The organism is Nitrosovibrio sp. Nv4, from assembly GCF_900215485.1.
Taxonomy (GTDB): domain Bacteria; phylum Pseudomonadota; class Gammaproteobacteria; order Burkholderiales; family Nitrosomonadaceae; genus Nitrosospira.
Window position 1 is genome coordinate 559,540 of record NZ_OCMZ01000001.1, and the last position, 20,346, is coordinate 579,885.

Consider the following 20,346-nt stretch of genomic DNA (forward strand, 5'->3'; position numbering starts at 1 on the left):
GTTTTGCGATCAAAACTTTGCACTGACCTCGGCTGCTCGCAGCTTGGCTGCCAATTTATCCAGTACACCGTTTACGTATTTATGTCCGTGCGTGCCGCCGTAGGTTTTGGCTAGCTCGACGGCTTCATTGATTATTGCCCGATAGGGTATTTCCGGGTGACTCTCCAGCTCGTGGGTGCCGAGCAGCAGTATGGAAATTTCCACTGGACTGAGTTCCTTCAATGGCCGATCCAGATAAGGCTGAATCTGCTTCTCCAGTTGCGGTACATTCCCAAGCACACCTCGTAGCAGGCCCGAGAAATATTCCTCATCCGTCTTGGGGAATTCCCTCGTTTCGTGTAGCTGCGCTTCGATTGCCTCAGCGGTTCCGCCGGCCACGCACCACTGGTAAAGCCCTTGCAAAGCCAGTTCGCGGGCTTGGCGGCGGCGCGTTTTACGTCCCGGCCTGGTGTGCGGTTTGACGGACGGCGTGTTGGCTGGCGCATCCGCTACCGGCTGGTTTGGTGGCTGATTTGGCTGGTTTCCCCGTTTGACTACCGGTTTGGTCTGTGTCATTGCGCTAAATTCATTGTGTCACTTCATCCAGTTCTCTGAGTAGATTTGCCATCTCTATCGCCACCTGCGCGGCTTCTGTTCCTTTCTGGCTCATCCGCGCCAATGCCTGGTCGTCGGTGTCGGTAGTAAGAATGCCGTTGGCAATAGGGATGCCGGTGTCCAATTGCACTGCGGCTACGCCGCTGGTGGACTGATTGGATACGACTTCAAAATGATAAGTATCGCCGCGTATCACAGAACCCAAGGCTATCAGTGCGTCGAACTGGTCGGTCAAAGCCATTTTTTGCAGCGCCATGGGAATTTCCAACGCGCCGGGGACTGTCACCAGTAACATGGCCGCGTCGTCCACGCCCTGCTTCGCCAGTTCCGCGGTGCAGGCGCTGAGCAATCCCTCACTTACATCAATGTTAAAACGACTCATAACGATGCCGATACGCAACTCGGCGCCGTCGAGATCGGGTTCAAGTTCAAGAATGTTTTCATATCGTGCCATGTTTGCTCCTTTAAACAAGATCTGGCTGCTACAGACGAAGAGTAAATCCGGACTATCCGAAAGCGAAAGCGGTTAAAGCTGCCATTAAAACCGGGCTTGCAAGTATCCGTTGGGAGACGCCAATTTACTCAGGTTGCCGCGGATACTGTTGGAAAATGTTTTTCCTGTTAACGAAAATGAAACGGTGCCAAATCTCGGCTGGATTTTCAGCGGTGCTGCGTCCGGCCTTTATTTATCGGCTCCAGATAGCCCGTTACCTCGAGCCCGAAACCCGTCATGCTGGGCATTTTTCGCGGGACGGCCAGTAGCCGCATCTTGCCCACATCAAGGTCCTTGAGTATCTGCGCACCTATACCATAATCGCGCAGGTCCGTCCGGGCAACAATACGTTGGGATTTTGCCGGTACAACCCGTTCCATCAACTCCGCCGCGCTTTCCCTGCAGTGGAGCAGCACGATAACGCCGCTTTTCGCATTCGAGATTACGTGAAGCGTATCATTTACATTCCAGGAATGGGTATCGTCCTTTATGTCGAGCAAATCCATGACCGAAAGCGGCTCATGCACACGCACCAGTGTTTCAGTGTCCGGATCAATCGTGCCTTTGATCAAAGCCAGGTGGGTAGCATTGACTGTTTTATCCAGATAGGCGACAAGCCGGAACTCGCCGTGAACTGTCTGGATGGAACGTTCGGCCATCCGTTTAACGAGGCTCTCGGTGCGGCTGCGGTAATGAATGAGATCAGCGATAGCACCGATCTTGAGTTGATGCTTTGCGGCAAATTCCACCAGATCCGGTAGACGAGCCATGCTTCCATCATCCTTCAGAATTTCGCAAATCACGGAGGCAGGACCAAGCCCCGCCAGATTCGCTAAATCACAACCGGCTTCCGTGTGCCCCGCCCGCACAAGTACGCCTCCGTTCTGGGCCATCAGCGGAAAAATGTGTCCAGGCTGAACAATATCGTCGGGTTTTGCGTCACGATTCACCGCTGCCTGCACGGTGCGGGCACGGTCGGCGGCGGAAATGCCAGTCGTGACCCCGCTGGCCGCCTCGATGGAGGCCGTGAAATTCGTGCCCAGCGGAGAGCGATTCGACACTACCATGAGCGGCAGATTGAGCTTGCGGCAGCGCTCTTCGGTTAATGTCAGGCAAATCAGCCCACGGCCATGCGTCGCCATGAAATTGATGGCTTCGGGGGTGACGAAATCAGCCGCGAGTACTAGATCCCCTTCGTTTTCGCGATTTTCCTCATCTACGAGGATTACCATTTTGCCGGCCCTGATTTCGGCAACTATTTCCTGAATCGAACTGGTAACCATGTCAAACCTCAACCATTATTCAGCGGCTCACGCGCCGCCAGCAAGCGTTCTACATATCGTGCAATCATATCGACTTCGAGATTTACCTTCGCGCCAAGACGCAAATCCTTCAATGTCGTTACAGCCAGGGTGTGAGGAATGAGATTGGTCTCCAACTCGTCTCCTTCTATTCGATTTACCGTCAAACTGACGCCGTTCACCGTGATTGAACCTTTCCTGGCAATATACTTCAATAATGAGCGGGGCGCCTTGATCGCCAGTAAATAACTTTCTCCTGCCGGCTCGAACCTGACCACATCACCGATGCCGTCCACGTGGCCGCTTACCAGATGGCCGTCGAGTCTGTCCGACAGGCGCAGTGCCCTTTCGAGGTTGACTCGCCCCCCCTGTTTATCCAGACCTTCGGTACAGCTCAATGTTTCGTATGATACATCCACCGAAAACGTTTCCTTTTCTAACACGACAACGGTGAGGCAGACACCATTTACCGAGATGCTATCCCCAGTTTTGATATCGCCCAGGTCCAGTTTGCCGGGCGCAGGGGCAATACTCAAGGCTATGCCACCCTCCCGTGAGACGGCTTGTTTTATCTCGCCAACCGCTTCGACAATTCCGGTGAACATCAAACCCTCCAATTTCAAATACAATAACCTCTGATTGCACGCCTGTTCAGGACAAGAAGGCATGGGGCAATTTGCTGCGGGATCCTGAATGGCAATATACGCTAATGTCCAGCTTACATATTACACAAACACGTCGCGCAGGAACCAGCAACGAAAATGTTCAGTGATTCCAGCCAATCGCCGCTAAGCAAGAATTTGCACCGACTGTTCCTGCTCAGGAATATTGTCATTGCGGCTCAATGCCTGACTTTTGCACTGGCGCACTGGGTACTCGAAATGGAGCTGCCGTGGTCCGAAATGGTTGCGGTAGCGGTTATGCTGGGCGTCTTGAACGTCGCAACATGGATACGCCTCCGCCGCAAGTGGCCGGTTTCGAGCGTCGAGTTTTTTGTTCAGCTATTGGTTGATGTCTTTGCATTAAGCGCATTGCTGTATTTCAGCGGCGGCTCGACCAATCCTTTTATCTCTCTGTATCTCTTGCCGCTGACGATTGCCGCCGCCGCCTTGCCCTGGGCTTACACCTGGGTAATGGCCGCAATCACGATAAGCTGTTACACGCTGCTGCTTTTTTATTATGTACCGTTGCCGCATGATCATGAAGAGCATAACAGCGAGTTCAACCTGCATGTGTCCGGAATGTGGCTGGCATTTGTGCTAAGCACCGTATTGATCGCCTGGTTCGTTGTCAAGATGGGGATTTCGATACGCGAACGCGACAAGGACCTGGCACTGGCGCGCGAACAGGCATTACGTAATGAACAGATCATCGCGCTTGGGACATTGGCTGCAGGCGCGGCGCACGAACTCGGTACGCCGCTGGCAACGATGGCGGTGGTAACCGGGGAACTGCAGAATGAACATACGGAAAATAGCGAATTTCAAGGCAATATCCGAATACTGCGCGATCAGATCACCCAGTGCAAGCGTACATTGACACAATTGCTGGCCGATGCCGGTCAAGCGCGAGCGGAAGACGGCAGCGGTCAGGCTGTCGATTATTTTTTGCGCCAGGTATTGGATAAATGGCAATTGATGCGGCCAGCCGTCCAGTTTACTTACCGCGGCAGCGGCGTACAGCCCGCTCCCCAAATCCTGAATACGCAGTTATTGAGCCAGTCGATTTTAAATCTGTTGAATAATGCGGCCGATGCCTCACTGAAACATATTGAGATAGAAGTGACCTGGAACTATGAGGAATTACACCTTAAAATACTCGACTACGGCGAGGGACTCACCGGGGAAGCCGTACAGCGCGCGGGCCAACCTTTCTTTACGAGCAAGGCGCCAGGGCAGGGTTTCGGAATCGGCTTATTTCTAGCGAACGCCAATATCGAGCGGTTTGGCGGCACTGTGCGCCTTACCAATCGGGAAGGCGGTGCCTGTACTCAAGTTATACTACCTCTGATACGGCAATCAATATGACAATGGTTACGACGATGGAAGTGGAGGATCGCCCCACTTTGCTGATTGTCGACGACGATACGACTTTTTGTACCGTTCTCGCGAACGCAATGACAAAACGCGGGTTCGATGTCACCTGCGCGCATACCGTCGAACAGGCTTTGGAATGTGTCGAGCTTTGCACGCCCGAATATGCGGTTATCGACCTCCGGCTACCCGGCACTTCCGGATTGACCCTGGTTGAAAAACTGCAAATGCTTGATCCCGGTACCCGCATAGTCATGTTGACTGGTTATGCCAGTATCGCCACTGCGGTGGAGGCTATCAAACTCGGGGCAACGCATTATCTGGCGAAACCCGTCGATGTGGATGAAATCTTGCTTGCATTTGAGCGCACTTCAGGCGATGCGGATGTGCAGATTCGCTCGCATCCGCTGTCGGTTGGGCGGCTTGAATGGGAATATATTCAGCGCGTCCTGAATGAGAACAAAGGCAATGTTTCCGTAACAGCGAGAATACTCAACATGCATCGCCGGACGCTGCAGCGAAAACTTACCAAATACCCGGCTAAAACATGAGGACAGCCCTAAAACCCTAAAACTTTTCTTGATGCCGTCTACGAAAAACGGCTGATGATACGAATGTCCGGCCCAATCGTTCGCAAATCATGAATCTTGAGCGCACGCTTTTCCGCAAGATTCGATAATTCCGGCAGCTTTAACATGCCGCGCGCCATATCACCTATCAGATATGGCGCAAGATAAATCACCAGCTCATCCACCAGTCCCGCCTGGATAAGCGAGCCATTCAATTTGCAGCCCGCCTCAACCAGCAGCTCGTTTATTTCAAAATCGGCAAGCCTCTGCATCATTGCAGCCAGATCGACACCGTTATTTTCCCCCGGCAATACGATCACGCGCGCGCCCATGTCATGTAACGCCAGGATTTTACCCTCGCTGGCGCTTGTGGTAAAAATCAATTCTCCGCCCCCCCGCAACAGGCTGGCGTCCACTGGGATTTCCAGACGGCTATCCACTACCACCCGGAGCGGCTGCCTGATGTTTTCGCGACTGGTTTCCATGTGGCGGACCGTGAGTTGCGGATTGTCCGCCAGCACAGTGCCAATACCAGTCATGACTGCACAGGACCGGGCTCGGAGCCGATGGCCATCGCGCCGCGCTGCCTCACTGGTAATCCATTGGCTGATGCCATTGTTGAGTGCGGTCTTGCCATCGAGACTCGCCGCTATTTTCATTCTTACCCACGGTCGCCCATGCGTCATGCGGGCGATGAAACCGATATTCAGCGCCTTTGCTTCTGCTTCCATTAAACCGGTTTGCACTTCTATCCCGGCATTTTGCAGCAGCGCGCAGCCCCTGCCTGATACCAGGGGATTTGGGTCCTGCATGGCTGTTACGAGTCTGGCAATGCCAGCTTTGATCAATGCGTCGGCACAAGGAGGGGTGCGTCCATGATGACTGCACGGCTCCAGCGTAAGATAAGCAGTCGCGCCTCGCGCCGCCGCGCCGGCTGCAGCAAGAGCGTTTATTTCGGCATGAGGCTCGCCCGCGCGTTCGTGCCAGCCGCTGCCCACTACCTGATCGCCGCGCACCAGTACGCAGCCGACGCGGGGATTGGGGCTGGTGCTATACAGCCCTTTTTCGGCAAGCCGCAAGGCTTGGGCCATGTAGCCGTAATCGGTTGACGAGAACATATGGGAACCCATAATTCCGAAATGCGGGGCGCTGCTGCGACTTTCAGTTACTGCTCTGTCCAGTAGGGAATGATGAAGAGTTGCTGGATGCTGGGTTTGAATCAGGCTTTTTTTACTGCCTTCCTCTTCTGCGGCCTTTGCATTTCCCTGATCGCGTTATGAAAATCGTCAGCGTCCTGAAAGCTCCTGTAAACCGAGGCAAAGCGGATATATGCGACCTTGTCCAGTTTATACAATTCCTCCATTACCATCTCGCCGATCCTGCGCGAAGGTATCTCGCGTTCGCCCAGACTCAAAAGCTTTTGCACGATGCGGTCCATCGCTGCATCCACCTCTCCGGTGGGAACAGGACGCTTGTGCAACGCTCTCATGAAACTGGTCAGCAGTTTCTTGCGATCGAACTCGGTGCGGTTGCCATCCTGTTTTACTACCTGAGGCAAACGCAGTTCCACCGTTTCATAGGTGGTAAAGCGTTTATCGCATACAGGGCAACGGCGGCGGCGGCGTATTCTGTCGCCTTCCTCGCTTACCCGGGAGTCGATTACGCTTGTGTCATCTGCATTGCAGAAGGGGCATTTCATGATTCATATTCAAGTCAAGAGAATGAGCCGTTAAATCGGCCGGTGCTGCCCATAGCCGCTCCCCCTGCGGCAGCGGCAATTTCGACCCTTGCACAAATCAACGCTGATAAACGGGGAATTTCGCACATAGGGATCTTGCCTCATGCGCCACGTGCGAAAGCACCGCGACATCGGCGGGCGCATCCAGCACATCGGCAACCAGATTCGCCAGTTGTTCCGCTTCAATTTCCTTGAAACCACGCGTCGTCATGGCTGGCGTGCCGATACGGATCCCGCTGGTGACAAAAGGCTTTTGCGGATCATTGGGTATGGCATTCTTGTTGACGGTGATGTGCGCCAACTCCAGCGACTCGGCCGCCTGCTTGCCGGTAATATGCTTGGGGCGCAAGTCCACCAGAAACATATGACAATCGGTGCGCCCGGAGACGATGCGCAGACCGCGCTCCTGCAACACCTTGGTCATCACGCGCGCGTTATCGATCACCTGTTCCTGGTAATTCTTGAATTCTTCGCTGGCGGCTTCTTTGAAAGCTACCGCCTTGGCTGCGATTACGTGCATCAGTGGGCCGCCCTGAGTTTGGGGAAAAATGGCTGAATTAAGCGCTTTCTCATGCTCCGGCCTGGCCATGATGAATCCGCCGCGCGGCCCGCGCAATGTTTTGTGCGTGGTGCTCGTGACAAAATCTGCAATGCCGACAGGGTTGGGATAATACCCTGCTGCTACCAATCCTGCGTAGTGCGCCATATCGACGAATAAATAGGCGCCCACTTCATCGGCGATCTTGCGAAAACGCTTCCAGTCTATCACTAACGCATAAGCGGAAGCCCCTGCAACGATCATTTTAGGCTTGTGTTCGTGCGCGAGGCGTGCCACTTCTTCGTAATCGAGCTCTTCGGTTTTTGGATCGAGTCCGTAGGAAACCGCATTGAAAATTTTGCCGCTGAGATTGACCGAGGCGCCGTGAGTCAAATGCCCGCCATGGGCGAGCGACATGCCAAGGAGCGTATCGCCCGGCTTCAGGGCCGTCAAATACACCGCGGCGTTGGCCTGCGATCCGGAATGCGGCTGAACATTCACATATTCCGCATTAAACAGCGCCTTTACCCGGTCTATTGCAAGCTGTTCCACTACGTCGACATATTCGCAACCTCCGTAATAACGCTTGCCGGGGTAGCCCTCCGCGTATTTGTTGGTCAGCACCGTTCCTTGCGCCTGCATCACCGCCGGGCTGGCATAGTTCTCGGAGGCGATCAACTCGATATATTCTTCCTGCCGTTGTATTTCACCTTTGATTGCCTGCCAGACATCGGGGTCAACGCTTTCCAGGGTTAATTTCGGGGACAACATGGCGGTTCAGTCCTTTGATATTTTTAGAAAATGAATCGGGCATTTTACCACTGGTAATCTGCCGAAGAATCCGGTTAGTCTTCTTAATTTTAAATGGCTTCGAACTCTTATGTTCCAGCGCTCAACACCAGAAAACTGGACGCATATGCACCGGGAAGTGCCACGAGATTGCAAGGTTTTTGCATTTTAAGCGGCAATGCACATCCACTAGACGTCCAGATTTCTCACTCCCAGCGCATTGTTCTCGATGAATGCTCGGCGCGGCTCTACAACGTCACCCATCAGGGTGGTGAAAATTTCGTCAGCGGCAATGCTGTCCTCGATTTGCGCACGCAGCAACCGGCGACTGTTTGGATCCATGGTGGTTTCCCATAGCTGGGCGGGGTTCATTTCCCCCAACCCTTTGTAACGCTGGGTACCGATACCTTTTTTAACTTCCTCAAGCAGCCAGTCGAGCGCTTGCTTGAAATCGCTGACGGCCTGTTTCTTTTCGCCGCGCTTGACGTAAGCCGCAGGTCCAATCAGACCGTGGAGTACTTCAGCGGTTTGCTTTACCTGAATGTAATCACCGCTTTGCAGAAAATCCTGATCAAGATAACTGGCCCGGACATTGCCGTGATGCATACGCGATATTTTCAGCCGGTACTCTTCGGAAGCAGCGTCATACTCCGGCGTTATGGTGAGATTCGGCGAGGCTACGTGTGCTGCAAGCTTGGCTGCGCTTTCGGCGGCATGGCTCTCGTTGCTCAAATCGATGGCGGGATGGCGCAACAGGGCATGCATCACTTCGCTGTCGAGCAGCGAGCTCATACGATCGATCACGGCTTCGGCCAGCAGGTATTCATTCGCAATATTTTCCAGCGTTTCTCCGGTTAGCGGGGACTTGTCTTCATGCGTATGCAATTCCGCGTCGGCCAGTGCGAGCCCCAGCAGATATTGCTTAAGCTCATGATCATCCTTGATGTAGCGTTCCTGCTTGCCATGCTTGATCTTGTACAAAGGCGGCTGGGCAATGTAGATATGGCCGCGTTCGATCAGTTCCGGCATTTGCCGGTAAAAAAAAGTAAGCAGCAAGGTACGGATATGCGAGCCGTCCACGTCCGCATCCGTCATGATGATGATGCGGTGATAGCGCAATTTGTCGGGATTGTATTCATCCTTGCCGATGCCCGTTCCAAGCGCGGTAATGAGGGAGGCGATTTCCTGAGATGAAATCAGTTTGTCGAAACGGGCTCTTTCGACATTCAGTATTTTTCCCTTCAACGGCATGATCGCCTGAAATTTACGGTCTCGGCCCTGCTTCGCCGATCCGCCGGCTGAATCGCCCTCAACCAGATAAAGCTCGGAAAGCGCCGGGTTTTTTTCCTGGCAGTCCGCGAGTTTGCCTGGCAGTCCCATGCCATCCAACACACCCTTGCGCCGCGTCAATTCACGCGCTTTTCGTGCAGCTTCGCGCGCCCTGGCCGCGTCGATGATTTTCCCGCAGATCGTCTTTGCATCAAGCGGGTGCTCCAACAGGAATTCAGCCAGTTTTAATGACACGATTTCCTCCACGGCAGGACGTACTTCCGAGGAGACGAGCTTTTCCTTGGTTTGTGAGGAAAACTTGGGTTCGAATAACTTCACTGACAAAATACAGGATAATCCCTCCCGCATATCGTCCCCGGAAGTTTCAATCTTGGCTTTTTTTGCCAGCTCATTTTTTTCAATATAGCTGTTGAGGGTGCGCGTCATGGCGGCGCGCAAGCCGGTCAGGTGGGTGCCGCCATCCTTTTGCGGAATGTTGTTGGTAAAGCATAAAACCTGTTCGGAATAACTGTCGTTCCATTGCATCGAGACTTCCACCACGATGTTTTCTTTTTCACCGGTAGCGTAAAAGATAGTCGGGTGAAGAACCGATTTTGTCCGATTGATATACTCGACGAAACTTTTGACGCCGCCAGCGAAAGCGAAATTTTCTTCCTTGCCATTGCGCTGATCGATCAGATGAATCTTGACGCCATTATTGAGGAAGGAAAGTTCGCGCAAGCGCTTCGCGAATATGTCATAGTGATATTCTATATCGCCGAATATTTCCTTGCTCGCGAGGAAGTGCACTTCAGTGCCGCGACGTTCGGTCTTGCCGGTTATAGCCAGCGGAGCAACGGGAATACCCATTCGGAACTCGATCTGATGAACCTGTCCATTTCGGCGGATAATGAGGCGCAACCATTCCGACAAGGCGTTGACTACCGACACGCCAACGCCGTGCAGTCCCCCCGACACTTTATAGGAATTGTCATCGAACTTGCCGCCAGCATGAAGTTCAGTCATGACAATTTCAGCGGCAGAGCGCTTCAATTCATCATCATGCTTGATGCCGGTCGGAATGCCCCGGCCGTTGTCCTGTACGCTGATCGAATTGTCTGGATGGATGATCACCGAAATTTCATCGCAATGACCCGCCAGCGCTTCGTCAATGGCATTATCAACCACCTCGAACACCATGTGATGCAAACCGGTACCATCACTCGTGTCACCAATGTACATACCTGGACGCTTACGTACCGCATCCAGCCCTTTCAGGATCTTTATGCTGTCCGAACCATAATCAGTCGAGCTTTTACTCTTTTGCTGCCGGGATCGATCTTTTTCGTTCATTGCCTTATATCTTCAGTTGTTTTCAGTTTCACGTGAAACGTGGTTGCTCGACTCGTTGACTGTTGAGATTTATCTTCGCCAGAATGGGTTTAAGCTGTTCTTGCCAGTTCGCGCCACCTAGATCCTCATCGGCATTACGACATACTTGAAATCATCGTTGCCCGGGATAGCGATAAGCGCGCTGCTATTGGCATCTCCGAACGAGCACCGCACTGTTTCACTGCTCAGATTATTCAACACATCCAGCAGATAAGTAATATTGAATCCTATATCAAGCGCATCTCCATCATATTGAAGCTCCAGTTCTTCCTGTGCTTCTTCCTGTTCGCTGTTGTTACAGACGATACGAAGATTACCGGTGGTCAATATCAAACGGACTCCACGAAATTTTTCGTTTGACAGAATCGATGCGCGCTGCAGTGTCTGCAACAGCAGCAGCCGGTTTATATCGAATTGCTTCTCGTATCCCGTTGGGATAACCCGGTTGTAGTCGGGAAATTTGCCATCCACAACCTTGGACACCAGTATCACATTCGAAAAGCTGAAGCGTACCTGATTTTGCAGAATTTCTACTGTTACAGGTTCATCACTGTCATTCAATAATCTGACCAGCTCAAGTACCACCTTGCGGGGCAAAATGACCTCTTTTTTTTCCTGAGACGCTTCCAGCATCATCAGCGCAAACGCCAGACGATGACCATCAGTGGCCACTACCCTCAAGTAATTATCTTCCAGCAGCAGTAGCAAGCCGTTCAAATAGTAGCGGATGTCCTGTTGCGCCATGGCATATTGCACCAGAGACAGCATATGTTTCAGTTCCTTCTGCTGAACCGTTATTTTTGCCTGGGGTTCTGTGCCCTCGGGAAATTTGGGAAAATCTTCGACAGGAAGCGTTTGTAGACTGAAACGGCTTTTTCCCGCTTTGGCTCGAAGCCGGTTTTCGTCGGTTTCAAGTATCACCTGTGCCTTGTCAGGAAGAGCACGCAATATGTCCTGAAGCTTTTTTGCCGCCACAGTGACAGCATATTCTTCACTGTCAGGATTAACATGCTCTGCGGAAGTGGTAATCTGGATTTCCAGATCAGTTGCAACAAACGATATTTTTTCCTGCTTTCGTTCTATCAGCACGTTGGAAAGTATAGGTAAGGTATGACGACGCTCGACAATACCGGTAACCGTCTGTAACGGTTTAAGCAAAGTATCCCTATCGGTTTCTATTAGTTTCATTGTTTTAAAATCCAATAATCATTAATAAAGGTCCGCCAAGTCCGGTATAAATAAAAAAACAGTAATACTATTAATCAGTTAAGTATTATCTTGACTCGGTATCGATGCGGTATTGCCTGTGGATAGTTTGTGCATGTAATTAGCCTTTCCGCAAAAGTGGCAACTTATCCACAAATAATTCTGTTTTATTCCCTGCTATGGTCAACCGCGCAGAATATGTAACAAGGTATTGAAATCCCGATTGATCGTTGGGTCGGATGCCCGTAATTCAGCAATTTTCCGATAACCGTGCAGTACGGTAGTGTGATCTCTGCCACCAAAAGCTTCGCCGATATCAGGCAGACTCAGAGGGGTGAGTTCCTTGGATATGGCCATGGCCATTTGCCGGGGCCTTGCAACGATGCGCGAACGCTTTTTCGAATACATCTCGGCGACCTTGATTTTATAGTAGTCCGCAACGGTCTTCTGGATATTTTCGATGGAAATCTGCCGATTTTGCACCGCCAGCAGATCTTTCAGCGCTTCCCTTGCAAGATCCAGAGATAGCGAGTGGCCGGTAAAGCGGGAATAAGCAAGCACCCGTTTCAAGGCGCCTTCCAGTTCGCGGACATTGGAACGAATATGTTTGGCGATGAAAAAGGCAACGTTTTCATCCAGGACAATGTTTTCCATCAGTGCTTTTTTCAACAGGATGGCAACCCGCATTTCCAGCTCCGGAGGTTCGACTGCAACCGTCAAACCCCAGCCAAAACGGGAAATCAGGCGCTCTTCCATGCCGGAGATTTCCTTCGGGTAGGAATCGCAGGTAATGATTACCTGCTTATGCGCTTCGATTAATGCGTTGAATGCGTAAAAAAATTCTTCTTGAGTTCGATTCTTGCCGCCGAAAAACTGGATATCGTCTATCAGCAGAAGATCCAACGAATGATAGTATCTTTTAAAATCGTCAAAAGCTTTATGTTGGTAAGCCCTTACTACGTCTGAGACGTATTGTTCAGAGTGTATATATCTGACCTTAGCCGCGCTGTTATGTTCCACCACAAAATTGCCGATAGCCTGAATCAGATGTGTTTTGCCGAGTCCAACGCCCCCATAAATAAAAAACGGGTTGTAGGCGGTTCCGGGACGTTCCGCAACCTGGATAGCGCCGGCTCGCGCCAGTTGATTAGCCTTTCCCGTGACGAAAGTATTGAAGGTGAATGAAGGATTCAGCCTGCTGGGATTTTTTTCGCGTTTTTCCTTCGTATCTTTGGAAGCTTTTCCTGCCGGCACCGCTGGCGCATTAAATCTGGCAGACAGCTGGACTGGATCGATGGCGGCTTCCGCTGCGACGGAATTGGTTGTTTTCACCAAGGCCTGATCAGCAAGCTTTAATTGGAAATGAACGGTCCGAGAAAAACAGTTTTCCGCCATCTGTTCAATTTGGAATAGAAAGTTGTCCTTGACCCATTGCATCACGAAACGGTTGGGAGCAACAAGGGCGGGCTCGGGGACGTTATGCGACAATTCCAGGTACAGGGGCTTGATCCATGTATTGAACTGCTGTGCGCTTAATTCTTTCTCAAAATGTTTAAGACAGGAAAGCCAAAAGGTGTCCATTGCAGGCAGGGTCATCATTGCGGATCGGGAAAGAAGCGGAAATTCGAAAGCGGGGCGAGTGACGTATTTTAGACTCTTCCTACCTACTTATCCACAGGGGGAGAAAAAAATATTGGTTGACATCAACCTCCGTAAAGAGTTGTAATGCCGAGTTTTATTTACCAGACCCAGGGGAAGCGATGAAACGCACTTATCAACCATCCGTCACGCGAAGAAAGCGAACCCATGGCTTTCGGGTTCGCATGAAAACCACAGGCGGGGCGGCTGTTATACGGGCTCGCCGCGCAAAGGGGCGAGTTCGCCTGGGGGTATAACCGGCAGCGTCAAATGCACCTAGAGGAATCGTATTATTCGCTTTCCGAAAACTCACCGGTTGCGTAAAGCAGAAGAATTCTCCTCGGTTATTCGATTCAGATGTTCTGCCCGCAGCGAACTTCTTCAGATTTTCGCAAAACCCAACGGTCTGTTAAATTCTAGATTGGGGCTGATTGTCGCTGGTAAAATCGAGCGGCTGGCCGTGAGACGTAACAGGACGAAGCGCTTGTTGCGGGAAGTGTTTCGTGCGCGGCAACATGAATTGGCGGGCCTTGATCTGGTGGTGCGACTGCGCCGTCGCGTCAGTCATAACGATTTGTCACGAATGGCGGGAGAACTCGAAAGTCTCATGGTTCAATTGCAGCGATGTCGCGGATAATTATTGGATTTATCAAGCTCTACCAATATTGCCTGAGTCCTTTTTTTGGACCCTCGTGCCGGTTCAGCCCCTCTTGTTCACACTATGCATGTGAGGCGCTAGCCAGACATGGCGCGCTGCGTGGGATATTCCTCAGTGTATGGCGGATACTGCGCTGCAATCCCTGGGCTCGCGGTGGACATGATCCTGTTCCATAGAACTTATCAGACCTGAATTACTTCGATACCGATACGCGTATCGCAAAACATAAAAACGCAAAGCAAGATGGATACACAAAAATTTGTACTGTTCCTGATTTTTTCAACGTCGATGCTGTTTCTGTGGGACGCCTGGCAGAAAGAACAACTTCCGCCGGCCCCTCCGACATCATCGGCGCCCGCGCCTCAGGGATCGCGAAATCAGCCGCCTCCAAGTGCTCAGGAAGGGGCGCCGGTTCCCGGGGATAAACTGATTTCGACACAGCCCGCGAAAAGCGAAACCGCAGCGGACGGCGCTCCGGTTAAGGCAATCGACAGGCTGGAGTCAGGGGAAAAGATAGTTGTCAAGACCGACATGGTGGTCGCGGAAATCGATACCGCCGGCGGTGATTTGCGCCGTCTTGAGCTGCTGTATCACCCTGATAAGGAGGATAAAAGCAAGCCTTTCGCGTTGCTGGAAAATCAACCCGATCACGTCTATGTGGCTCAGTCTGGTCTGATTGGAGAGAATTTGCCCACGCACAAAACGCGTTATACAGCGGAGCCGGGTACGTATAGCCTGGAGGCAGGCCAGGAGAAAATCGAATTACGGCTGGCTGCACCCGCTACCGACGGCGTGCGCGTGAACAAGGTATACACATTTCATCGCGGAAGTTATCTCATCGATGTCAGTTTCGAGGTGACCAACGATACAGCTGCTCCCATCAATCCGTTTTCCTATTTCCAGATGTTACGTGACAGCCAGCCGCCGGCGGGTTCGTTCTTCATGATTCCCACGTATACCGGCGCAGCGCTTTTTACCGAGCAGGATAAATTCAAGAAGATCGAATTCTCCGCGCTCGACAAGGGCACCGCAACGTATCCAAAAAATGCGGATAATGGCTGGATTGCCATGCTGCAGCAATACTTTCTTGCAGCGTGGCTGCCTAAGGATAAGCAACCGCGCGAGTATTACGCGAAGCGTCTCAGCGAAAACGAGTATTCCGCCGGTGTGATCGTACCTGTGGGCACAATTGAGCCTGGCGAAACCGCCACGGTCAGCGTTCCGCTCTATGCCGGCCCGGAGGAACAGAGCAAACTCGCATCAATCGCGCCAGGACTGGATCTTACGGTCGATTACGGATGGCTGACGATAATTGGCGCGCCCCTGTTCTGGTTGTTGTCGTTGTTCCATTCCTGGACCGGAAACTGGGGAGTGGCTATTATTCTCCTGACCATGTCCGTCAAGATAGCGTTTTTCCCATTATCCGCGGCAGGCTATCGTTCCATGGCAAAATTACGGCTGGTCACGCCAAAGCTGCAGCGACTGCGTGAACAGCACGGCCACGACCGTCAGCGCCTGAACCAGGCGATGATGGATTTTTACAAGACGGAAAAAATTAACCCCATGGGCGGGTGCCTGCCCATCATCGTCCAGATTCCCGTATTCATCTCGCTGTACTGGGTTCTGCTCGCTAGCGTTGAATTGCGTAACGCACCCTTTGCCTTATGGATACAGGATTTGTCATCGCCCGATCCTTATTATGTACTGCCGGTAATCATGGGCATTTCCATGTTTATTCAGACGAGGCTCAATCCGCCTGCAACAGACCCCATCCAGGCCAAGGTGACGCAGATTATGCCTTTCGCCTTCAGTATCTTCTTCTTCTTCTTTCCGGCTGGACTGGTGCTGTATTCACTGGTAAACAACGTCCTTTCCATCTTGCAGCAATGGCAAATCACGCGCATGATCGAGGGCTCCGCAGCAGCTGCCGGCAAGCAGAAAAAAGCGAATTAGCAAGTGTGAACCTGCTAACCTGCAAGCAGTTAACGCCTGGAATCCTCATATCTGACTGAATGAACCTCTCGCCGGGTGAATGTCGGATGGAAAATTCTGACATTATTGCCGCTATCGCTACGCCGCCCGGAAGAGGCGGTATCGGTGTTGTGCGGGTCTCTGGCAAGAACCTGAGCACTTTAGCGCGGAAAGTCATTGGGTCTACTCCCCAAGCCCGTCATGCACGTCTGAGCAAGTTCCTCGATGAACGGGGGTCGATTATCGACCAGGGAATCGCTCTTTTTTTTCCAGCTCCTCATTCATATACCGGCGAAGATGTACTGGAACTGCAGGGCCATGGCGGGCCTGCTGTAATGAATCTGGTGTTATCCAGTTGTCTTTTCGCAGGCGCCCGCTTGGCGCAGCCAGGGGAATTTACGCTGCGCGCCTTCCTGAACAACAAGCTGGATCTTGCTCAGGCTGAAAGCGTAGCAGATATCATCGATGCCGGGACAAGCGAAGCCGCGCGGTGTGCAATGCGCTCCCTTCAGGGGGAATTTTCCGCCGCGATCCATATTCTTGTGCAAGCGCTTACTGACCTGCGAATGCTTGTGGAAGCGTCATTGGACTTCCCAGAGGAGGCGGATTTTCTCGCAGGGGCCGACGTCGGCAGCGAGCTGGGAAAGATTCAGATGCAACTGGAGCAGGTGTTCACGTCAGCCCGGCAGGGCAGCATCCTGCGGGAAGGTATATCCGTCGTTTTGGTAGGCCAACCCAACGTGGGAAAATCCAGCCTGTTGAATCAGCTGGCGGGGGAAGAGGCAGCCATCGTCACGGAAGTGCCAGGTACGACACGGGATGCTATCCGCCAGACAATCGAAATTGAAGGTGTTCCGCTACATCTGGTGGATACAGCCGGGTTAAGGGAAACCGAGGATGCGGTGGAAAAAATTGGCATCGCTCGAAGTCGCACTGCTATCGAAAGGGCAAATCTGGTGTTATTGCTCTGCGATAGCCGGGAGGGTGCCACGGAGGAAGATCAGGCGATTCTGGATAGTCTTCCCGCCGGCCTGCCGGTCATTCATGTTTATAATAAAATAGATTTGATGAGCGGATCGCCGCGGATTTTCCATCGGGAAAATAGGGCGGAGGGGGCAGCGGAAATTTATCTTTCCGCTAAAACGGGCGCTGGCGTCGAACTACTTCGCCGAGAGCTGCTTGAAATGGCTGGGTGGAGATCCTCTTCCGGGGGTGAAGGGGTATTCATGGCGCGCAATCGCCACCTCCAGGCCCTGACCGATGCGCGGAAACACCTTGAAAGTGCGCGCGGATTGACTGGGGGGAACATTCAGCTCGATCTGCTGGCGGAAGAGCTGCGGCTTGCCCAGCAGGCATTGTCGTCCATTACCGGTGAGTTCAGCGCCGACGATTTACTGGGGGAGATATTCTCCCGATTCTGTATCGGCAAGTAGTTCTCTAGCTTTTTCCTGGCGATTCTTTCTATTTTTGAACCAAATGTTTCACGTGAAACAGGTGCCTGGCCCTTCGAGACCCGGATACGGCCGCCTTACGCAACCTTTCTTTTTGTCGTAGAATGCGCCCTCGTTTAAACAGTATATCTAACGGCTATTCCAGTGACTTTTTCTGAAAACTCTGACAGATTCGATGTAATTGTGATTGGCGGCGGTCATGCGGGTACCGAAGCCGCGCTTGCGGCTGCGCGCATGGGGCAAAGAACGCTGCTGCTGTCGCACAATATCGAGACGCTGGGGCAGATGTCATGTAATCCCTCGATAGGGGGCATCGGCAAGGGCCATCTGGTGAAAGAGGTGGATGCGCTGGGGGGTGCAATGGCTGCTGCGGCTGACGAGGCCGGCATACAATTTCGTACGCTAAACTCAAGCAAGGGCCCGGCGGTACGCGCGACCCGGGTTCAGGCCGATCGAATGCTCTATCGCCAGGCAATTCGCCGCCGCCTGGAAAATCAGCCAAATCTCTGGATATTTCAGCAAGCCGTGGATGATCTCGTGCTTGAGGGGGAGCGCGTCGCCGGTGTCGTCACACAGTTGGGAATACGATTTTCAGCGCAAACAGTAGTGCTGACTGCAGGAACCTTTCTTGCCGGGTTGGCGCATGTGGGGTCGGCTAATTTTCAGGCGGGACGGGCTGGCGATCTCCCCTCCATCAGCCTTGCCGCACGTCTGCGCGAAATGAAACTGCCGGTTGGACGACTGAAAACCGGCACGCCGCCGCGCATAGATGGCCGCAGCATCGATTACTCTGCGGTTGCCGAACAACCCGGCGATAATCCGGCCCCGGTCTTTTCCTTCATGGGCGACGCTGCTCAACATCCTCGTCAGCTGTCGTGCTGGATAACGCACACCAATAGCCGCACTCACGACATTATTCGCAGCGGCCTGGATCGTTCCCCGCTATTTACCGGTGTGATCGAAGGCACAGGGCCGCGGTATTGCCCGTCCATCGAGGACAAAGTAGTGCGGTTTTCAACGAAAGAATCGCATCAGGTTTTTCTGGAACCGGAAGGACTGGACACCCACGAGGTATACCCTAACGGAATATCAACCAGCTTGCCCTTCGATTTGCAGGTTAAACTGGTACGTTCCATCCGGGGGCTCGAAAATGCGCATATCACACGGCCCGGCTATGCGATTGAATACGATTATTTTGATCCGCGCGGGTTGAAAAGCTCACTTGAAACCAAGACCATCGAGGGCCTGTTTTTTGCCGGGCAAATTAATGGTACGACCGGCTATGAAGAGGCTGCGGCGCAGGGGTTGCTGGCTGGCATCAACGCCGCACTCAAGACGCAAGGCAGAAAAGCATGGTGTCCGCGCCGTGATGAGGCCTACCTGGGTGTTCTGGTCGACGACCTTATCACCCGAGGTGTTACCGAACCCTACCGCATGTTCACCAGTCGCGCCGAATATCGTTTGCAGCTGCGCGAAGATAATGCTGACCTGCGTCTGACTGAAATCGGACGCGGGATAGGTGTGGTGGACGACGCGCGTTGGGCGTGCTTCATTGCCAAACGGGAAGCCATTGCTTGCGAACAAGACAGGCTCAAAGCGGTCTGGCTCAGCCCGAAAGCCGGTTTGAACGCCCTCCCCCAAGCGGAAGCGTTGCGGGTATTGGGCAAAGCCATTGAACGCGAATACTCGTTATATGACCTGCTGCGCCGCCCAGACGTGACTTATGCAGGACTGATGACGCTGCCATTGGCGGGAGAGGCTGTCACTGACCCCCTTGTGGCTGAGCAAGTTGAAATCCAGGCCAAGTATCACGGCTATATTGAGCGCCAGAAGGATGAAGTAGCACGCAGCGTGCGCTACGAGGAAATTCGTTTACCGCAGGATCTGGATTATCGGACGGTACGAGGCCTCTCCAGCGAGGTACAGCAAAAATTGAATCAGTTCAAACCCGAAACAGCAGGACAGGCGGCAAGGATTTCCGGTATAACTCCGGCTGCAATTTCATTATTACTGGTACACGTGAAGCGCGGTTTTCCCGATCATAAAAAGATAAGCGCATGAGTCTGGCGACACAGCTCGCTGAAGGGATCGAGGTCCTGGAATTAACGCTTCCGCCCGAAACTCAAATCCACTTGTTGCAGCATCTCGCGTTAATTCAAAAATGGAACCAGATTCATAATCTGACCGCGGTGCGTGAGCCTGAAACAATGCTGGTTCGCCACCTGCTTGATAGCCTGGCGGTTCTGCCGCATGTCAGCGGGCCACGTATTGCCGATATCGGCAGTGGCGCCGGCTTGCCGGGGATTCCCCTGGCTTTGGCGCGGCCCGAGTGGCGTGTGGCACTGGTCGAAAGCAGTCATAAAAAAGCGGTATTCCTGCAGCAGGCACGAATTGAATTGAAATTGAAAAATGTCGAGGTGGTGGCTGAACGGGTCGAGAACTTTCATTCGAAAGAGGGGTTCGATATTGTTATTTCCCGTGCTTTTTCCGATCTGGCTGATTTTGTCAGGCTTGCGGGACATCTGTGTGTTCCGGGAAGCGATGGCGGCAGGCTTGTGGCAATGAAAGGTATTTATCCGCATGAAGAACTGGCGCAGTTGCCGTCACCGTTCATCGTGGAAAAAATATTGCCTATTGCAATTCCTGGCCTTGAGGCAGAGCGACATCTGGTCATAATGAAGCGGGCGAGTTAGCGGGCAAGGGATT

The 20,346-nt window shown here is 52.6% G+C and carries 19 protein-coding genes; 9 read left to right on the forward strand and 10 right to left on the reverse strand.

The genetic code is table 11. From position 1 onward, the window contains the following. Positions 1–9: 9 nt before the first annotated feature. The 4 genes from nusB to CRO05_RS02480 form a co-directional block, all read right to left on the reverse strand. Positions 10–555: a transcription antitermination factor NusB gene (nusB, locus tag CRO05_RS02465; protein ID WP_097065671.1), complete on the reverse strand. Its 546-nt coding sequence runs from the start codon at positions 553–555 to the stop codon at positions 10–12. A gap of 10 nt (positions 556–565) precedes the next feature. Next, positions 566–1,048: a 6,7-dimethyl-8-ribityllumazine synthase gene (gene ribH / locus CRO05_RS02470; RefSeq protein WP_097065672.1), complete on the reverse strand. Its 483-nt coding sequence runs from the start codon at positions 1,046–1,048 to the stop codon at positions 566–568. Positions 1,049–1,254: 206 nt separating this feature from the next. Then, a complete protein-coding gene (gene ribBA / locus CRO05_RS02475) occupies positions 1,255–2,370 on the reverse strand; it encodes a bifunctional 3,4-dihydroxy-2-butanone-4-phosphate synthase/GTP cyclohydrolase II (RefSeq protein WP_097065673.1) in 1,116 nt (371 codons plus the stop codon). An 8-nt stretch (positions 2,371–2,378) separates the two neighbouring features. Beyond that, positions 2,379–2,993: a riboflavin synthase gene (locus CRO05_RS02480; RefSeq protein WP_097065674.1), complete on the reverse strand. Its 615-nt coding sequence runs from the start codon at positions 2,991–2,993 to the stop codon at positions 2,379–2,381. A gap of 156 nt (positions 2,994–3,149) precedes the next feature. On the opposite strand from CRO05_RS02480, the gene CRO05_RS02485 reads away from it, so the two are divergent. Together CRO05_RS02485 and CRO05_RS02490 are read left to right on the forward strand one after the other, a co-directional pair. After that, a complete protein-coding gene (locus tag CRO05_RS02485; RefSeq protein WP_097065675.1) occupies positions 3,150–4,415 on the forward strand; it encodes an ATP-binding protein in 1,266 nt (421 codons plus the stop codon). A 2-nt stretch (positions 4,416–4,417) separates the two neighbouring features. Beyond that, entirely contained in the window at positions 4,418–4,972 is a 555-nt protein-coding gene (locus CRO05_RS02490) for a response regulator transcription factor (RefSeq protein ID WP_097066621.1), read from the forward strand. A 38-nt stretch (positions 4,973–5,010) separates the two neighbouring features. On the opposite strand, the gene ribD is transcribed toward CRO05_RS02490, so the two are convergent. From ribD to dnaA, 6 genes are all read right to left on the reverse strand, one after another. After that, entirely contained in the window at positions 5,011–6,108 is a 1,098-nt protein-coding gene (gene ribD, locus CRO05_RS02495; RefSeq protein ID WP_097065676.1) for a bifunctional diaminohydroxyphosphoribosylaminopyrimidine deaminase/5-amino-6-(5-phosphoribosylamino)uracil reductase RibD, read from the reverse strand. Positions 6,109–6,209: 101 nt separating this feature from the next. After that, a complete protein-coding gene (nrdR, locus tag CRO05_RS02500) occupies positions 6,210–6,689 on the reverse strand; it encodes a transcriptional regulator NrdR (RefSeq protein ID WP_090882837.1) in 480 nt (159 codons plus the stop codon). Between the two features lie 97 nt (positions 6,690–6,786). After that, complete coding sequence (gene glyA, locus CRO05_RS02505) at positions 6,787–8,037, reverse strand: serine hydroxymethyltransferase (RefSeq protein WP_097065677.1); 1,251 nt, start codon at positions 8,035–8,037, stop codon at positions 6,787–6,789. Positions 8,038–8,244: 207 nt separating this feature from the next. Beyond that, positions 8,245–10,677, reverse strand: coding sequence for a DNA topoisomerase (ATP-hydrolyzing) subunit B (gene gyrB, locus CRO05_RS02510; RefSeq protein ID WP_097065678.1), 2,433 nt, complete (start codon positions 10,675–10,677; stop codon positions 8,245–8,247). A 117-nt stretch (positions 10,678–10,794) separates the two neighbouring features. Next, a complete protein-coding gene (gene dnaN, locus CRO05_RS02515; RefSeq protein ID WP_097065679.1) occupies positions 10,795–11,904 on the reverse strand; it encodes a DNA polymerase III subunit beta in 1,110 nt (369 codons plus the stop codon). Between the two features lie 201 nt (positions 11,905–12,105). Further along, positions 12,106–13,503 (reverse strand): chromosomal replication initiator protein DnaA, encoded by a 1,398-nt coding sequence (gene dnaA, locus CRO05_RS02520; RefSeq protein WP_369831609.1) that lies wholly within the window; start codon positions 13,501–13,503, stop codon positions 12,106–12,108. A 179-nt stretch (positions 13,504–13,682) separates the two neighbouring features. Between dnaA and rpmH the strand changes: the two genes are divergently transcribed. The 7 genes from rpmH to rsmG all read left to right on the forward strand — a co-directional run bounded on the left by rpmH (position 13,683) and on the right by rsmG (position 20,333). Further along, positions 13,683–13,817, forward strand: a complete 135-nt coding sequence (gene rpmH / locus CRO05_RS02525) for a 50S ribosomal protein L34 (protein WP_004175644.1) — start codon at positions 13,683–13,685, stop codon at positions 13,815–13,817. A 35-nt stretch (positions 13,818–13,852) separates the two neighbouring features. Then, positions 13,853–14,197: a ribonuclease P protein component gene (gene rnpA / locus CRO05_RS02530; protein WP_097065680.1), complete on the forward strand. Its 345-nt coding sequence runs from the start codon at positions 13,853–13,855 to the stop codon at positions 14,195–14,197. Next, positions 14,185–14,394, forward strand: coding sequence for a membrane protein insertion efficiency factor YidD (gene yidD / locus CRO05_RS02535; RefSeq protein WP_097065681.1), 210 nt, complete (start codon positions 14,185–14,187; stop codon positions 14,392–14,394). The genes rnpA and yidD overlap by 13 nt, the downstream gene beginning before the upstream one ends. Before the next feature lie 67 nt (positions 14,395–14,461). Continuing rightward, positions 14,462–16,171 (forward strand): membrane protein insertase YidC, encoded by a 1,710-nt coding sequence (yidC, locus tag CRO05_RS02540; protein ID WP_097065682.1) that lies wholly within the window; start codon positions 14,462–14,464, stop codon positions 16,169–16,171. Positions 16,172–16,257: 86 nt separating this feature from the next. Further along, positions 16,258–17,622 (forward strand): tRNA uridine-5-carboxymethylaminomethyl(34) synthesis GTPase MnmE, encoded by a 1,365-nt coding sequence (gene mnmE, locus CRO05_RS02545; protein ID WP_097065683.1) that lies wholly within the window; start codon positions 16,258–16,260, stop codon positions 17,620–17,622. Positions 17,623–17,784: 162 nt separating this feature from the next. Continuing rightward, on the forward strand, positions 17,785–19,701 hold the full coding sequence (mnmG, locus tag CRO05_RS02550) for a tRNA uridine-5-carboxymethylaminomethyl(34) synthesis enzyme MnmG (protein WP_097065684.1): 1,917 nt from the start codon (positions 17,785–17,787) through the stop codon (positions 19,699–19,701). Continuing rightward, on the forward strand, positions 19,698–20,333 hold the full coding sequence (rsmG, locus tag CRO05_RS02555; protein WP_097065685.1) for a 16S rRNA (guanine(527)-N(7))-methyltransferase RsmG: 636 nt from the start codon (positions 19,698–19,700) through the stop codon (positions 20,331–20,333). Before mnmG ends, rsmG begins: the two co-directional genes overlap by 4 nt. Positions 20,334–20,346 lie beyond the last annotated feature (13 nt).

Excerpts from the sequence above, each read along its gene's own strand:
- nusB (WP_097065671.1), bottom strand. The coding sequence starts at position 555 with ATGACACAGACCAAACCGGTAGTCAAACGGGGAAACCAGCCAAATCAG.
- ribH (WP_097065672.1), bottom strand. The coding sequence starts at position 1,048 with ATGGCACGATATGAAAACATTCTTGAACTTGAACCCGATCTCGACGGC.
- ribBA (WP_097065673.1), bottom strand. The coding sequence starts at position 2,370 with ATGGTTACCAGTTCGATTCAGGAAATAGTTGCCGAAATCAGGGCCGGC.
- CRO05_RS02480 (WP_097065674.1), bottom strand. The coding sequence starts at position 2,993 with ATGTTCACCGGAATTGTCGAAGCGGTTGGCGAGATAAAACAAGCCGTC.
- CRO05_RS02485 (WP_097065675.1), top strand. The coding sequence starts at position 3,150 with ATGTTCAGTGATTCCAGCCAATCGCCGCTAAGCAAGAATTTGCACCGA.
- CRO05_RS02490 (WP_097066621.1), top strand. The coding sequence starts at position 4,418 with ATGGTTACGACGATGGAAGTGGAGGATCGCCCCACTTTGCTGATTGTC.
- ribD (WP_097065676.1), bottom strand. The coding sequence starts at position 6,108 with ATGTTCTCGTCAACCGATTACGGCTACATGGCCCAAGCCTTGCGGCTT.
- nrdR (WP_090882837.1), bottom strand. The coding sequence starts at position 6,689 with ATGAAATGCCCCTTCTGCAATGCAGATGACACAAGCGTAATCGACTCC.
- glyA (WP_097065677.1), bottom strand. The coding sequence starts at position 8,037 with ATGTTGTCCCCGAAATTAACCCTGGAAAGCGTTGACCCCGATGTCTGG.
- gyrB (WP_097065678.1), bottom strand. The coding sequence starts at position 10,677 with ATGAACGAAAAAGATCGATCCCGGCAGCAAAAGAGTAAAAGCTCGACT.
- dnaN (WP_097065679.1), bottom strand. The coding sequence starts at position 11,904 with ATGAAACTAATAGAAACCGATAGGGATACTTTGCTTAAACCGTTACAG.
- dnaA (WP_369831609.1), bottom strand. The coding sequence starts at position 13,503 with ATGGACACCTTTTGGCTTTCCTGTCTTAAACATTTTGAGAAAGAATTA.
- rpmH (WP_004175644.1), top strand. The coding sequence starts at position 13,683 with ATGAAACGCACTTATCAACCATCCGTCACGCGAAGAAAGCGAACCCAT.
- yidD (WP_097065681.1), top strand. The coding sequence starts at position 14,185 with ATGTCGCGGATAATTATTGGATTTATCAAGCTCTACCAATATTGCCTG.
- yidC (WP_097065682.1), top strand. The coding sequence starts at position 14,462 with ATGGATACACAAAAATTTGTACTGTTCCTGATTTTTTCAACGTCGATG.
- mnmE (WP_097065683.1), top strand. The coding sequence starts at position 16,258 with ATGGAAAATTCTGACATTATTGCCGCTATCGCTACGCCGCCCGGAAGA.
- rsmG (WP_097065685.1), top strand. The coding sequence starts at position 19,698 with ATGAGTCTGGCGACACAGCTCGCTGAAGGGATCGAGGTCCTGGAATTA.